The organism is Arthrobacter sp. HS15c (assembly GCF_040812005.1).
In the GTDB taxonomy this organism is placed as follows: Bacteria; Actinomycetota; Actinomycetes; order Actinomycetales; family Micrococcaceae; genus Arthrobacter.
In genome coordinates this window covers 380,591-395,223 of the sequence record NZ_JBFOHM010000003.1, presented here as the reverse complement: position 1 = coordinate 395,223, position 14,633 = coordinate 380,591, and the positions used below count along the sequence as shown (strand labels likewise).

Annotated in this window: 14 protein-coding genes; 10 read left to right on the top strand and 4 right to left on the bottom strand. The window is 66.0% G+C overall.

Annotated elements, in window-relative coordinates; all coding sequences use genetic code 11:
• The first annotated feature begins 6 nt into the window (after nt 1-6).
• Nucleotides 7-624, top strand: a complete 618-nt coding sequence (locus ABV518_RS06910) for a uracil-DNA glycosylase (protein WP_131135425.1) — start codon at nt 7-9, stop codon at nt 622-624.
• A 26-nt stretch (nt 625-650) separates the two neighbouring features.
• Here the strand turns inward: ABV518_RS06910 and ABV518_RS06905 are convergent, their stop codons facing one another.
• Both ABV518_RS06905 and ABV518_RS06900 read right to left on the bottom strand, forming a co-directional pair.
• Complete coding sequence (locus tag ABV518_RS06905) at nt 651-1,895, bottom strand: type II toxin-antitoxin system HipA family toxin (protein WP_367766116.1); 1,245 nt, start codon at nt 1,893-1,895, stop codon at nt 651-653.
• Nucleotides 1,892-2,158 (bottom strand): helix-turn-helix transcriptional regulator, encoded by a 267-nt coding sequence (locus ABV518_RS06900; RefSeq protein ID WP_367766114.1) that lies wholly within the window; start codon nt 2,156-2,158, stop codon nt 1,892-1,894. The genes ABV518_RS06905 and ABV518_RS06900 overlap by 4 nt, the downstream gene beginning before the upstream one ends.
• 248 nt (nt 2,159-2,406) lie before the next feature.
• Between ABV518_RS06900 and ABV518_RS06895 the strand changes: the two genes are divergently transcribed.
• The 7 genes from ABV518_RS06895 (at nt 2,407) to ABV518_RS06865 (ending at nt 10,561) form a co-directional block, all read left to right on the top strand.
• On the top strand, nt 2,407-3,108 hold the full coding sequence (locus ABV518_RS06895) for a FadR/GntR family transcriptional regulator (protein ID WP_367766160.1): 702 nt from the start codon (nt 2,407-2,409) through the stop codon (nt 3,106-3,108).
• A gap of 14 nt (nt 3,109-3,122) precedes the next feature.
• Nucleotides 3,123-4,238 carry an asparaginase gene (locus ABV518_RS06890; protein WP_367766113.1) on the top strand — a complete coding sequence of 372 codons (1,116 nt, stop codon included), beginning with the start codon at nt 3,123-3,125 and terminating at the stop codon, nt 4,236-4,238.
• Entirely contained in the window at nt 4,213-4,374 is a 162-nt protein-coding gene (locus ABV518_RS06885; protein WP_367766112.1) for a hypothetical protein, read from the top strand. Before ABV518_RS06890 ends, ABV518_RS06885 begins: the two co-directional genes overlap by 26 nt.
• 84 nt (nt 4,375-4,458) lie before the next feature.
• Entirely contained in the window at nt 4,459-5,973 is a 1,515-nt protein-coding gene (locus ABV518_RS06880; RefSeq protein ID WP_367766111.1) for an amino acid permease, read from the top strand.
• 326 nt (nt 5,974-6,299) lie between these two features.
• Entirely contained in the window at nt 6,300-7,676 is a 1,377-nt protein-coding gene (locus ABV518_RS06875) for an FAD-binding oxidoreductase (RefSeq protein ID WP_367766110.1), read from the top strand.
• 142 nt (nt 7,677-7,818) lie between these two features.
• The gene (locus tag ABV518_RS06870) at nt 7,819-9,135 is read left to right on the top strand and encodes an ATP-binding protein (protein WP_131135418.1); all 1,317 of its coding nucleotides are present in this window, start codon (nt 7,819-7,821) and stop codon (nt 9,133-9,135) included.
• Between the two features lie 169 nt (nt 9,136-9,304).
• Nucleotides 9,305-10,561, top strand: coding sequence for a low temperature requirement protein A (locus tag ABV518_RS06865; RefSeq protein ID WP_367766108.1), 1,257 nt, complete (start codon nt 9,305-9,307; stop codon nt 10,559-10,561).
• Here ABV518_RS06865 and ABV518_RS06860 read toward each other — a convergent pair.
• Together ABV518_RS06860 and gluQRS are read right to left on the bottom strand one after the other, a co-directional pair.
• Nucleotides 10,542-11,225 carry a phosphohydrolase gene (locus ABV518_RS06860; RefSeq protein WP_367766107.1) on the bottom strand — a complete coding sequence of 228 codons (684 nt, stop codon included), beginning with the start codon at nt 11,223-11,225 and terminating at the stop codon, nt 10,542-10,544. The two genes, ABV518_RS06865 and ABV518_RS06860, sit on opposite strands and share 20 nt — an antisense overlap.
• 9 nt (nt 11,226-11,234) lie before the next feature.
• Nucleotides 11,235-12,116, bottom strand: coding sequence for a tRNA glutamyl-Q(34) synthetase GluQRS (gene gluQRS / locus ABV518_RS06855; protein ID WP_367766106.1), 882 nt, complete (start codon nt 12,114-12,116; stop codon nt 11,235-11,237).
• A gap of 326 nt (nt 12,117-12,442) precedes the next feature.
• Between gluQRS and ABV518_RS06850 the strand changes: the two genes are divergently transcribed.
• Together ABV518_RS06850 and ABV518_RS06845 are read left to right on the top strand one after the other, a co-directional pair.
• Entirely contained in the window at nt 12,443-12,901 is a 459-nt protein-coding gene (locus ABV518_RS06850) for an Lrp/AsnC family transcriptional regulator (protein WP_200950662.1), read from the top strand.
• Nucleotides 12,902-13,007: 106 nt separating this feature from the next.
• The gene (locus ABV518_RS06845) at nt 13,008-14,498 is read left to right on the top strand and encodes a WXG100 family type VII secretion target (protein ID WP_367766104.1); all 1,491 of its coding nucleotides are present in this window, start codon (nt 13,008-13,010) and stop codon (nt 14,496-14,498) included.
• The last annotated feature ends 135 nt before the right edge of the window (nt 14,499-14,633 follow it).

The window sequence follows — 14,633 nt, the reverse complement described above, 5'->3', positions numbered from 1 at the left end:
GAGATCGTGACGATTGACTGGGACGAAAAAAAGGCCCTGCTACAGGAACCAAACATCGCGGCGGTAACGCAGCTCTGTGACGAACTGATGGAAAAGAAGCCAGGGTCTGTCGTCCCGTACATCGATCCCGTGCACGACGAGGATGAATGCCGGATCGTCAGCCTGCAGGTCAGTCCCGGCAAAGGCACCGAATCCGGGTTCGTCTCCCATAACAACGACGACGAAGCCGCCCGCCGCGCCACCCAGATCTACGAACTCGCCGAACTCGATCCCCGTTACGTGATGCCATGGAATGCGTACCCGTGGGTCCGCGACCCCGATCTCCCTACCGCGCTCAACGTCCAGGAAAAGACCGACGGACTGCGCCCCTTCCGCCAGTTCCTGAAAATCAATTCCCGCGTTTCGGCCATCATCGCCCACGGCACCGACGCTTCAACGTTCCTTACCCTCTTCGAGAAGACCTACCATTCCTCCCTGAAGAACAGCGGCATCAAGATCTACAAGGCCAGCGCGCTCGGCGGGCGGGCCTTTGCTGTTTCTGAGGCCAAGCAGGAAGAGCTGCTCGCAAAGAGCGTTGAGGTCTACAAGGACGCCATGCAGCGCGCAGGTATCCAGCACCTGTAGCACTACACCGATGACCACGCGCGTGGTCAGCCTTCCAGCAGCCTCCTCCGGTGCTTCAGCTCCTTGACCCATGCCCGGGTGACCATCTCCGGAAACGGCGAACCACCGTCGTCGTCCCGTCCGGAACCTGCCACGCCCGCAAAGGCGGTGCCGGCTTCCAGGTCGGCGATCAGCGGACCGGACGCCTTGAGCGCCAACTCCACCACCTGGGCCGCCGTGCGGTCCGGGAGTCCCAGCTCTTGAGCCCAGCCCAGGTAGTGCCGGCGCGATATTCCGCTGCGCTTTCCCGCAAGGGTCAGCGCCAGGGTTTTGTCGCCGTAGACCACTGTGGAGGGGATGTCGTAGACAGGCGCGACGGTCCACTCCCCGTGCGGCTGCTGGACCATGGAGACATTCTTGGCGTGCAGGTCGCCGTTGCCGCTTAGCCACGCAAACGCCCCCTGGATGGCCAGGTTCCGGAGTGCCGGCAGAGGCGCCGAACAGTAATCCGCCAGCGCATGGCACACCTGCCCGTAGCCCACGTTGTACTTGTCCGCCGGGTAAAGCTTGAGCACCTGCGCCCCGTCCTCCACAGCCAGGCGCCGCACACCGTCCGCACCCGCGCCAGGGACGGGCACCCGGTCGAAGCGCTCGACGAGCAGGCCCGGCCGCCCTGCCACATCCCGGATCAGCTGGACCCTGCTCAGCGGAATCCGCAGTTTGGCCGCGTACCGGAACATCACCAGCTCGTTTTCCACAACATGCGGAAATTCGGGGGCGTTGAGTTTGAGGATGAACCGCCTCCCGGCGCTGGCCACGGGCAGCGAGATCATGCCGGCTGACAGTTTGTCCTGCACTCCGGCCAGGGCCACGGGGTCGATCAGATCGGGGTCGCCCAGGAGCTGGTCGAAGTCCACGGGCAGCTTCGGATCGAGCTGGACGGCGTGCTCGTCCGGGTCCAGCGGTTCACCGTGGCCGACGATTTGGACATCCCCTACGGGGTTGCCGCCAGCCGCGATAAGCAGGGACAGGTCGTCGTCGGCACTGGTTTTGATGGATCGCCGCAGCGCGTTGAGCCGGCGGCCTTCCGGCAGCAGCCCGGTGAAATAGGGCGGCGCCGCGCCCGCTGCGGAGAGGACCGGTTCGCCCGTCAGCGGCAGGGAACTTGCGACGGCGGGTCCCCCGGACGCGAGGTACGCCGGCAGGTAGCTGAACCGGGTGCCGCCGTCGTGCCGTTCGAGGCGCGCGGCCAGTATGCCGGCCTTGTAGATGTCGGCGATGCGGTGCTTCATGGCGCTGTGTCGTGTTCGCGTGCGGGGCGGATGAGTGCGCGCGCAGCCTGGCTGGTTCTGGTGACCAGCTGCAGCTGCAGCCCCAGCGTTTCCAGCAGCGCGGTCAGCGAGTCCAGCTGGACGCTCGGCTTGCCCTGCTCAACGAAGCGCACAAATCGCTCGGAAACGCCGGCCATGTCCGCCAGGTCCTGCTGGGTGAGGCCCAGGGCAGACCTGCGTGCGCGTACCTCGGTGGCCAGGAGGTCGCTAATTGGTGTCGCCATGAGCACTCCAATAGGTACGTTCGTGCCGATTCGCCGGTAATCATGAGCTTACGCCGGATCAACATTTACGGGAAGGGTTAAAACGGCACGAGCGTACCGATGTCCGGCAGCACCTTCGTGCCGTCGGCTTACGGTGTCCACGCCAGCGGCTTATGGTTGACACTCCCTGTGACCCGTGCCATATTTTAAGCGTGAACCTGTCAGACAGCCGGACAGCAGGACAGCCTGCCGAGTCCGCCGCGGAACCAATGGCCCAAGGCCCGAGCACCGCCCAGCGCGTGCCCCATCCGCTCGCCCGGCTCAGCGCTGCCGAAGCGGTATTCAACGCCATCCGGAGCGACATCGAATCCGGACAGGTACCTGTCGGGGGCAAGCTCAGTTCCGAGGCGATGCTCTCGCAGCAGTATGGCGTGAGCCGCTCGGTCATCCGCGAAGCCCTCCGCTCCTGCACCGCGCTGGGGCTGACCGTCACCAAAACCGGCAAAGGCACGTTCGTTGTGGCCGACAAGGTAGCCAACGACCTCACCCTGGGCCAGTACTCCGCCCGCGACCTCACCGAGGCGCGTCCCCATATCGAAGTCCCCGCAGCAGGACTGGCCGCCCAGCGCCGGACCGACGACGAACTGGAGACCCTGCGCCACATCGTCGCCGCGATGACCGCGGAAACGGACCCCGAATCCTGGGTTGCCCTGGACTCCAGCTTCCACGCCGCCATCGCCCGCGCCAGCGGCAACAAGGTGTTCGCCAGCGTGGTCGCGGATATCCGGGGCGCGCTGGCGTTCCAGTCAGAAACCCTGAACATGGTGGCCGACCGGCAGCACGCGTCGGACATCGAGCACCAGCAGATCCTCACCGCCATCGAGGCCGGCTCCGCGGATGCCGCGAGCAAAGCCATGGCCGAGCACCTGCGCGCCGTCGGCGTTGCCCTCGATTCCATCCTCAACAAGTAACCCCCTAGGACTCCATGCCAGCCCCTGCCATGCCCGCTGCCCATACCGCTGCCCAAGGCACCGCCGCAGCCGTATCCGCGATGCTCCCGCAGCACGCACCCCTGGTGGTCGCCACCCGCGACGGCCTGGTGGAAAGCGTCCACTACGGCTCGGCCCTCGCCACGGCACCGGACGGCTCAACCCTGGCAACGGCCGGCGACCCCCTGGCGCCCTTCTACCCGCGTTCTTCCCTCAAGCCCCTGCAGGCCGTGGCCATGGTCCGCGCCGGCCTGAACCTCCCCGCCGACCTGCTGGCCCTGACCGCCGCAAGCCACTCCGGCGGAGCCAAGCACCGCGGCGGCACCCAGCGCATCCTCGCCATGCACGGCCTCACCGCCGCCGACCTCGAGAACAGCGCCGACCTCCCCTACGGCACCACCGAGCGCGAGGACTGGCTGCGCTCCGGTTTCCACGCCACCCAGCTGACCCAGAACTGCTCCGGTAAGCACGCCGCCATGGCTGCCACGTGCGTCATCAACGGTTGGCCCGTCAAGGGTTATCTCGACCCGTCGCACCCGCTCCAGCGGCTCGTCGCCGCCACCATCACTGAACTGACGGGTGAGGAACCCTTTGCCCGCAGCACGGACGGCTGCGGAACACCCCTCTTCGCCCTCACCCTCCGCGGCATGGCCCGCGCCTTCGGCCGCATAGCTGTCGCCGCCGGGAACGCCGCAGGCAGCACTCCCGACCACGCCGGGACCGTCCCGCCGGCAGCGGAAGCCGCCGTCGGACTCGCCATGCGCCAGCACCCGGACATGGTGGCCGGCGAACGCCGGGACGTCACCGACCTGATGCGGCTGCTCCCCGGTTCAGTGGCGAAAGACGGTTTCGAAGGCGTGCAGCTTGTGGGCCTGCCGGACGGCCGTGCAGTGGCCGTCAAAATTTCCGACGGCGGCGACCGCGCCCGGATGCCCGCCACGGTCCGCCTGCTCGAATCGCTCGGAGTGGACATAGCGCCGCTGGCCGGTATCGGCACTGCGCCCATCCTGGGCGGCGGTCACAAAGTCGGCCTGCTGCAGCCCACAGACTTCCTTTCCAACCCCAACGAAGCCCTGCGGGAAATCGGTGACCACCGACCTGACCGCCCCTGATGCCGTACCGCTGACCCGGTCCGTGCACGACCTTCCACCACCCTCCCCGAACACCTCCGGATCACGGTGGAGCACATCCATCGGCCTGGCGATCGCCCTGAACACCCACCCGGGCTGCGCCAACCTCAGCAAGTAATCCCCCACCGCCCCTGGCCCCGCAAGCGAGGCCAGGGATCCCTGCGGTCGTGGGCCCACCAACCGCTCTCCCGAAGGACACCCCATGACGAATTCCCCCATCCCTGACCACCTCATAGACGGCGGCCATGCGCATGCCAGCGAGTCGGCGTTGCATGCGGAGGACAAGGGTTATCACAAAAACCTGAAACCTCGGCAGATCCAGATGATCGCGATCGGCGGTGCGATCGGCACCGGCCTGTTCCTCGGCGCCGGTGGCCGGCTTAACGCGGCCGGCCCGTCGCTGGTCATCGCCTACGCGGTGTGCGGGTTCTTCGCGTTCCTGATCCTGCGGGCACTCGGCGAACTGGTGCTGCACCGCCCGTCCTCGGGCTCGTTTGTCTCCTACGCCCGGGAATTCTTCGGCGAGAAGGCCGCGTTCGTCTCGGGCTGGTTCTACTGGATCAACTGGGCCACCACCACCATCGTGGACATCACCGCCGCCGCGCTCTACATGAACTTCTTCGGCCACTACATCCCCTGGATGGCGGCCGTCCCGCAGTGGGCCTGGGCCCTGATCGCCCTGATCGTGGTCCTGGCCCTGAACCTCGTCTCCGTCAAGGTCTTCGGCGAGATGGAATTCTGGTTCGCCCTGATCAAGGTCGCAGCCCTGGTCGTCTTCCTGGTCGTGGGCACCTACTTCGTCATCTTCGGCACCCCCGTGGACGGCCAGCAGGTCGGCATCAGCCTCCTCTCGGACAACGGCGGGATCTTCCCCAACGGCCTGCTGCCGATGATCATCCTCATGCAGGGCGTCCTGTTCGCCTACGCCTCGATCGAGCTCGTCGGCACCGCCGCCGGCGAGACCGAGAACCCCGAAAAGATCATGCCCAAGGCCATCAACTCCGTGGTCTTCCGCATCGCCGTGTTCTACGTCGGCTCCGTCATCCTGCTCGCCCTGCTGCTGCCCTACACCTCCTACGAAAAGGGCGTCAGCCCCTTCGTGACGTTCTTCGGCTCCATCGGCATCCAGGGTGTGGACGTCATCATGAACCTCGTGGTCCTCACCGCCGCCCTCTCCTCCCTGAACGCCGGCCTGTACTCCACCGGCCGGATCCTGCGCTCCATGTCAGTGAACGGCTCCGCGCCCAAGTTCGCCTCCCGGATGAACAAGGCCGGCGTCCCCTACGGCGGGATCGCCATCACCGCCGGGGTGTCCCTGCTCGGGGTCCCGCTGAACTACCTCGTCCCGGCCCAGGCCTTCGAGATCGTCCTCAACGTCGCCTCCGTCGGCATCGTCATGACCTGGGCCACCATCGTCCTCTGCCAGATCCAGCTCAAACGCTGGGCCGACAAAGGCTGGCTGACACGCCCCTCCTTCCGGATGTTCGGCGCACCCTACACCGGCTACCTCTCCCTGCTCTTCCTGGCCAGCGTCCTGGTCATGGTCTTCATCGACTCACCCCTGACCATGCTCGTCACCGCCATCGCCTGCGCCCTCATGGTGGTCGGCTGGTACGCCTGCCGCACCCGCATCCGCGAAATCGCCGAAACCCGCGACGGCTTCACCGGCACAGCACCCGTCATCGCCAACCCGCCCGCGGAAAGCTTCAAGAAGTAGCGCCGCGCCGGCCCGCCGGCAGAGACGTACGACGGCGGCACCTTGGGTTCTGTACACACAGAACCCAAGGTGCCGCCGTCGTCATAAATTGCGTTGACCGCCCCGCGGCGCGGGCGTACTTTTACGAATAACCGGGCCCACCGAAGTGCCCGGGTATTGGCTGCCAACCGGCAGACACGCAGTCACAAAGCACGCCACGGCAGAGCGTGCGGCCAGGCCGTACGGCGCTGCCGTGGTGCACCGGTCTTCACCATCACATCGGGGCATGGCCAGCTGGCGGGGCGTTGTGCCCGGACACCTAAGCGTCAGACAGCTTGGAGTTCAACATGAACAGCAGCACTTTCCAGTCACTGCAGGAAAAAGTACGCGGCAACCTCATCACGGCGGACCACCCTGGGTACGAAACAGCCCGGACCGTCTACAACGGCATGGTCGACAAACGTCCCGCCGCCATCCTGCAGGTAACCCAAGTGGCCGATGTGATGGCGGCAGTGAATTTCGCCCGCGATGAAGGACTGGACGTTGCCCTTCGCGGCGGCGGCCACAGCGCGCCCGGCTTCGGCACGTGCGATGGCGGCCTGGTTATTGATTTCGTCAACCGGCGGGGTGTGCGGGTGGATCCCTCCACCGCGACGGCCCGGGCCGAAACGGGTGCCACGTGGGCAGACTTCAACCACGCAACCAACGCGTTCGGCCTGGCCACGACAGGCGGCATCATCGGCTCCACCGGCGTGGCCGGCTTGACGCTGGGCGGCGGAATCGGCTACCTCTCTCGGAAATACGGCCTGTCCTGCGACAATCTGAAGTCCGCGGACGTAGTCACCGCGGACGGCAAGTTCCGTGTTGCCAGTGCCACGGAAAACGAGGACCTCTACTGGGCACTCCGCGGCGGAACCGGAAACTTCGGCGTGGTGACATCCCTGGAATTCAGCCTGCACCCAGTGGACGTCATCTACGGCGGCGTCATCATCTACCTGCTCGAACATGCCGAAGCGGTAGGCCAGCTGTACCGCGAAAAAATCGCCACCGGGCCCGAGGAGTTCGGCGTCTTCCTCGGAGTCCACCAAGGGCCGGAGGTCCCGTTCCTGCCGGAGGAATTCCATGGCCGTCCGGTGGTGGTCCTGGTGGGAGGCTGGACCGGCCCGCATGACGAAGGCGTGCGGCAATGGCAGCCGTTCCTGGACGTCGCGCCGGTGGCCGGCTCATTCCTGGGGCCCCTGCCATACCCGGTCCTGAACACGCTCTTTGACGACTCGTTGCCCAAGGGACTCCAGGCCTACTGGAAGGCCGAGTTCCTGCCCACCCTGAGCGATGAGGTCATCAAAGTGGCGAAGCAGTTCGGCGAAGGCGTCCCGAGCCAGCAGACGGCCAACCATTTCTACCCCATCAACGGCGCAGTCCAGCGCGTGCCGCGGGATGCCACGGCATTCCCCTACCGCGATTCCGATTTCGCCGCCGTGATCGCAGGGATGTGGGAGGACCCTGCGGACAACGACGCCAACGTGGGCTGGGTGCGCGACTACGCGGCCGGGCTCCATCCGCACAGCGCCGGCGGCGCCTATATCAACTTCATGGACGCCGATGACCAGTCCAGGATCACGGACAACTACGCCGGTAACTACGCCCGGCTGGCCAGCATCAAGGCGAAATACGATCCGGACAACCTGTTCCACATTAACCAGAACATCAAACCGGCGGGCTGAACCTCCCGGCCGTTCCTGTAATGCAACGCTCCCGCAACCCTTCGGCGCGGGTCGATCGCCTATGCTCAGCAGAGCGCTTCATCGCGCGGCTCTGTGAAAGTTCAACGAGCAGTTCAACGACGAACCACCCGGGAGACACGGCATGACCAACTGGCGGATCAGGGATTTCCACTCGGCGGACCTGGACGGGATCCTGCACCTCTGGGAATCGCTCAAGGCCACCAACGTGGAACCGGTGTATGCCCTCTCCGAAGTCCTGGCGTCCTGCGAAAAGGACCACGCCGTGGTGGCGGTCCAGGGCGACATGGTGGTGGGCGCCGCCGTCGGACGTGCGGCCCACGACCAGGGCTGGATCGTTTTCCTCGCCACGCTGCCTGAATACCGCGGCCGGGGGATCGGCACCTCGCTGCTTGCCGCCGTCGAAAACCGGATGGCCCCGCACGGGCTCAACAAACTCTCCGCGCTGATGCCGGAGTCCGAAACCAGGGTGGAGGCTTTCCTCAGCCGCGGCTTCGCGCTGAAGAAGAACCTGCGCTACTTCGAGCGGACCATTCCCGTGCAGCGCCAGGAACTGGGGGCGCTGGGCCAGCTCGGTGGCCGCATCCTGGCCCGGGACCTCTGGGAAAACGTTGCCGGCATGCGGAATGAGAAGGAACTCCTCGAGCGGCGCCTGGTGCTTCCCCTGGCCGAGGCGGACCTCGCGGATGAGTACGGCGTGGTGCCGCCGCGCGCCGTCGTCCTCTTTGGTCCTCCCGGAACGGGCAAGACCACGTTCGCGAAGGCCATCGCGTCGCGGCTCGAGTGGCCGTTCGTGGAGGTTTTCCCGTCCCGGCTCGCCTCCGATCCGAAGGGACTCGCCGGGGCCCTTCGCGAGACGTTCCTTGAGATCGCCGAGCTGGAGCACGCCGTGGTGTTCATCGACGAAGTGGAGGAGATCGCGTCGCAGCGGTCGGGCGAGCCGCCGTCGCCGCTGCAGGGCGTGACGAACGAGCTCCTGAAAATCATCCCGGCATTCCGCGAACAGCCCGGCCGACTGCTGGTGTGCGCCACCAACTTCATCCGCGCGCTGGACACGGCCTTCCTGCGCCACGGCCGGTTCGACTACGTCATCCCGATCGGCCTGCCCGACCGCCAGGCCCGCGAAGCCATGTGGCAGCGCTTCATCCCGGCCACCGTGGTGGACGATGTGGACGTGGAGCTCCTGGTGGAACGGACCGAGGGCTTCTCCCCCGCGGACATTGAGTATGCGGCCCGCAGCGCCTCCCAGCGTGCGCTCGAGAAGGCAGTGTACGACGACGGCGGTGCGGCTTCCGGAGGCAGCGTTTCCGTCCGCGAGGCGGTCCGGAAGGGGCCCTCCACGCAGGACTACCTCGACGCGATCGGTGAAACCCGGACCACCGTCAGTGTTGAGGTCCACCAGCAGTTCCTCGAGGACATCGACGCGCTGGGCCGGGTGTAGCCGCCGGCGGGCGTGTCCCGGACGTGAATTCGCCGGAACCCTTCGAGCTCGCCGGGAGACTTCCGGCGAGCGGGCAGCGTTCCGGCGAATTCGAAGTACGGCGAACTGCGGCGGCACCCATGGCTCCGACACAGTGGAGCCGGAACCCCGCCGACGGTACGTTTGAACCATGTCCTCAAACCCACTTCGGCATGCCTTCGCCCGCATGGGCGGCCGGGATCCCCATGAGAAGCACCGTGCGGCCACACCGCTGGAACTCTTCTTCGACCTGACCTTTGTCATTGCCTTCGGCGTGGCCGGCAGCCAGTTCGCGCACGAAATCGCCGAAGCCCACTTCGGTGCCGGGCTGCTGGGCTTCTCCTTTGCGATGTTCGCGGTGATCTGGGCCTGGATCAACTTCACCTGGTTCGCCAGCGCGTACGACACCGACGACTGGGTGTTCCGCGTAGTCACTATGGTCCAGATAGTCGGGGTCCTGATCCTGGCGATGGGTATCGAGCCGATGTTCCACTCCATCGTTGAAGGTGACCACGTAGACAACAGGGTAATAGTCGGCGGCTATGTGCTCATGCGCCTGGCCTTGGTGACGCAGTGGGTGCGGGCGTCCAGGCAGGACCCTGCCCGCCGCGACACCTGCCTGCGCTACGCGAAATACCTGGCCGTGGTTCAGCTTGGCTGGATCGTTGTGCTGATCATCGAGGCCGACGTCGCCACGACGTTCCTCATGACAGTGCCTTTGATAGTGCTGGAGATGGCCACGCCATACGCCGCCGAACGCAAGGCCAGGACGCCTTGGCACGCACACCATATCGCCGAGCGCTACGGCCTCCTGGCCATCATTGCGTTGGGCGAGTGCCTCATCGGCGCCATCGAAACGCTCCGCGCCATTGTGGCCAACCACGGCTGGAGCGTCGATGCGGCGCTCGTGGGATTCGGTGGCACGGCCCTGGCCTTCGGCATGTGGTGGATCTACTTCATGCTTCCCGCGGGGCGTGCGCTGCACCTGCGCCGGCACCGCTCATACCTTTTCGGCTACGGGCACATCCCCATCTTCGCGGCCATCGCGGCCACCGGCACCGGACTGCACGTGGCTGCCTACTACATCGACCACGAGGCACACATCAGCGGAGCGATCGCCGTGGCCAGCATTGCCGTCCCAGTCGCGTTGTTCAAACTCTCGCTGACGTGGCTTTACAGCGTGATGGTTGGCGCTGACCGCACCATTATCACCGTGGCCGCAGGGGTGCTGGTGGCCCTGGCCGGCTCAATTGGCCTGGCGGCGGCCGGTGCCTCAATGCCCGTGTGCCTGCTGGTGATCGTGCTGGCCCTGGCCGTTTCGATCATCATCGATGAGCGCCGCGGCGCTGAACGGCTGCATCAGGCGCTCGAAAAACTTGAGGCAGGGACTACCGCTCCGCGTCCCTAGCAGTGCCTGCCGGCTCTTGGGTCCCGTCTGGCCCGGTCACCGGCGCAGACTCGGCCGCCGGGGCGTCGTCGTAGGCCAGGTTCTCGTAGTCGGTGTCATCCTCGTCGTCCAGCCTGTCGTCCAGCTCCGCCAGCAGCCACGGATTTACCCGCGCCAGGATCTTCCGGACTTCCTCCACCTCGACGGCGGCATAAAGTACCGGGCGGGCATCCCGGTATTTGGTGACAGGCGGCTTGTCCGGCCACTTCTCGGCCAGCGCCTTGACCCGTTCGGGCAGTGAGTTGTGGGCGTTGTCCGCGATCTTGACCAGTGCGGCGTCGTGGTCCTCGGCGATTTCCAGGATTCCGGCGGCGTAGTCGTCAGGATTCTCGTGCAGCCGGTTGGTGACCCGCTCAATGATCCCCACGGCACGTTCGGAGACGCCCATGTCCAGCAGCGCCTGCCGGGTAATGGGAGTGTCCTCGGCAATGTCGTGCAGGTACCCCGCGATCCGGATGTCGTCGTCGAAATCCGCCAGCGCGTCCCCCACCGCGATCACGTGGTCCCGGTAAGGCCGCTTGAGCTTGTCCTTCTGGCGGTTGTGGGCCACTTCCGCCAGGACCTTGGCGGTCTCAACGGTGAATCCGGGCGCGGGGCTGTGCTCCGTGGAGTGCTGGTCTGACATCCCTCAAGCCTACGCGCCCGGCCAGACCCAGGCTTCCTTGGGCAGGCTGTCCGACCGGAACGCTCCGAGCGCCTGCTCCAGCGTTCCGGCCGGCAGCCCGAGGGATCTCAACAGTCGATCCCGAACGTCAGCGACGGATACCCCGGCGAGAGCGAGGTCGCCCAGCGTCACGGCACCGTCACGCTTGGCCAGCCGGACGCCGTCGGAATTAACCACCAGCGGCACGTGGGCATATTCCGGAACGGGCATATTCAGAAGCGACGCAAGATATGCCTGCCGCGGCGTGGACGGCAGGAGGTCGTCCCCGCGGACCACCTGGTCAATGCCCTGGGCGGCGTCATCCACCACCACCGCCAGGTTGTACGCGGTCACGCCGTCGTTGCGGCGGAGGACAAAGTCGTCCACAACGCCGGTGAACCCGCCATGGAGAACGTCGTTTACGGTGTATTCCGCGACTCCGGACCGAAGCCGCACGGCGGCCGGCCTCATGGACCGCTTGAACTCCACCTCTGCTGGATCGAGGTTCCGGCATGTTCCCGGATAGGCACCCTGCGGGGCGTGCGGAGCCGACGGCGCCTCCTGGACCTCCCGGCGGGTACAGAAACATTCATAGGTCAGGCCCGCGTCAGTCAGCTGACTGATCGCTTGGGCATAGACGGCACCGCGGTCGGCCTGTCGTACGACGGCGCCGTCCCAGGTAACGCCGATCGCCGCAAGGTCGCGGAGCTGGCCGGCCTCCGACCCGGCCCGTGCGCGGTCCAGGTCCTCGACCCGCAGCAGGAAATCCCGCCCCGTGGACCGTGCGAACAGCCAGGCGAGCATTGCCGTGCGGAGGTTGCCTACGTGCAGTTCACCGGAAGGGCTGGGGGCAAAGCGGCCGGCGGAAGTCATGGATCAACCCTATGCCGGACAACACAAGAGCCCCTCAGCTACCGACGACTTCGCAGGATCCGTCGTCGGGAGCTCAGGGGCTCTTGCCGTGTTTGCTTCAATGACCGTGGTGTGAACAAGTGTCAATCAGCGGCGGCCTCCTTGCGGGAGGCGGTGTCCAGTTGCCGGGTGGTGTGCCGGGAGCCTGTAGCCTGCTGGGATCGGCGGTAGCCTCTGCCCTTGTTGCCACAATTTGAACAGAAGCCATACAGTTGGCACAACCGGCAGGCGTATCCTTGGTCAGTCTGACTAAGACCCGCCCTCTGAACCGACAGGAACTGATCAGATTGCAGCAATTGGACGCCACCGATAAGCGGATCCTCAATGCCCTGGACGAGGACCCGCGGGTTCCCATCATGGTTCTGGCCCAGCGGCTGGGCCTGGCGCGCGGGACGGTACAGTCGCGCCTGGAGCGGATGACGGCGTCGGGAGCCCTCCGCCCCAACAGCAGCCGCGTGCTCCCGTCCGCCTTGGGCCGAGGCGTGGCGGCAGCCGTGAGCGCGGAACTGGACCAGAGCCACCTCAATGAAGCCATTGCTGCCCTCCGTGAAATTCCCGAGGTCCTGGAGTGCCATGCCCCTGCCGGTGACACCGACCTGCTGATCCGGGTGGTGGCCACCAGCCCTGACGATCTCTACCGGGTCTCCGAGGAAATCCGGCTGTGTCCCGGAATCGTGCGCACCTCCACCAGCATGTTCCTGCGCGAGGTCATCCCGTACCGGACCACCGGACTGCTGCTGGACTGACGGGACCGTTCAGAGCCGGGCGCCCACCCTGCACGGGGAGCTCTCCCCATCGCCCTCCCGGACCCAACGCAGCTAGGCTGGCACGGGAATCCATTCAGGGGGAAACATGGCGGGGAACTTTTACGGCGGCGACGTGGCACAGCTGCGGCGGCTCGCCAAGGACCTGGCAGGAGGCGCCAACAGGCTGGCCCTGCTCGGCCAGCAACTCAGCGGCGCCATCAGGACCGGCGCCTGGAAAGGGCACGACGCCGAGCGGTTCCGCAGCGATTGGACGTCATCGCACATGTTGCTGCTGAAGTCCGCGACGGCGGGCCTGGAGACGGCATCCAAGGCGCTGCTCGCCAACGCCGACGAACAGGAAAAAGCCAGCAGCGGCGGCTCCGGCGGTGGGCCCGGCAGCGGCGGTCCAGGCGGCAGCGGTTCAGGGGAACGCGCCGCCCAGGACCTGACGGACCGGCTGAACAGCATGACTGCCGAGGAACGCGCCGACTATCTCGACAGTGATGAATTCAGGCAATGGGCCCTGGACAACCCCGAGGGTGCCAAAGCCGCCATGGACGCCGCCGCCGACTCCGGCCTGATCGACAAGAGCTCCCAGGAATACGCGGATTTCCTCAGCTCCTACTGGAACAACCAGGCCATGCTGGACATGGGCATCGACCCTTCCAGCTGGGACACGTCCAAGGGCACGGAACACAACTGGGAAACCATCAAGAAGATCTACGACTTCTACGGCCAGGCCTACCTGTCCAACCCGGACCTGCAGTGGGCGGGCATGGCCAACATGATCGGCCCGTCCTTCGCCGGCGGCTTCAAGGACATGGCGATGCTGCGGGACCTCGCGCAGCAGATCGCGGACAATCCGGCCTCGGACATTCCGCTTCCCATCCTTGACCAGATCGAACAGCTCGCCGGGATGACGGACGAGGAGATCCGCTTCTACGAAACCAGCATGCTGGACATGAACAAGGAGATTTTCCTCGACCAGGGCCGCCAGCACCAGGCCTACATGGACGGCGGCATCGAGGAGATCAACCGGCTGCGGGATTCGGGTGCCATTGATGCCGGTACCGCCGAGGAGTGGGCCAAGATCGATTCCGGCGACCCCGACCTGATCCGGGAGGGCAACACCGCCCTCCTGTACCGCGAGCAGAACGAGATCATCGCGGACGACTACGACAACATGCGCAACCACCCCGGCGGGGAAGCGGTGACCTACCTCGTCACCCTGGCCGGCGAGCCCTCCATTCCGGGCGCGAAGAGCTACCCGGAGGTCTTCCCCTACACCTTCAGCGTGGAGAGCCCCGGGCCGGAAAACGTACCGTTCACCAACTGGGACAACCCCACGCAGTTCCGCACGGACTTCACCACAGGCTTCCCGGACGGGAACATCTCCAACGCCGACCAACGCTGGGAACTCATCCGGCAGGACACCCTGCCGGCGTACCAGGACCTCCTGGCAAGGGATCCCGCACGGGCTGAGCAGATCATCGCGTCCGACTTCAACGACCGCGTGGACCAGTACAGGCCAACCAATAACATCCCCGGCATCATGGACCGCTTTGTGGATGGTTTCGGCGCGGAGGTTCACCAGTGACGTTCCCACGCACAACCGAACGCCCGCCGCTGAGGCGGCAGGCCGCCGTCGTACTTCTTGCACTGTCCGCTTGCCTCGGTCTGGCCGGCTGCCAGATGAACGGCACCCCCACCGAACCGACCCCTCAAGGGAGCA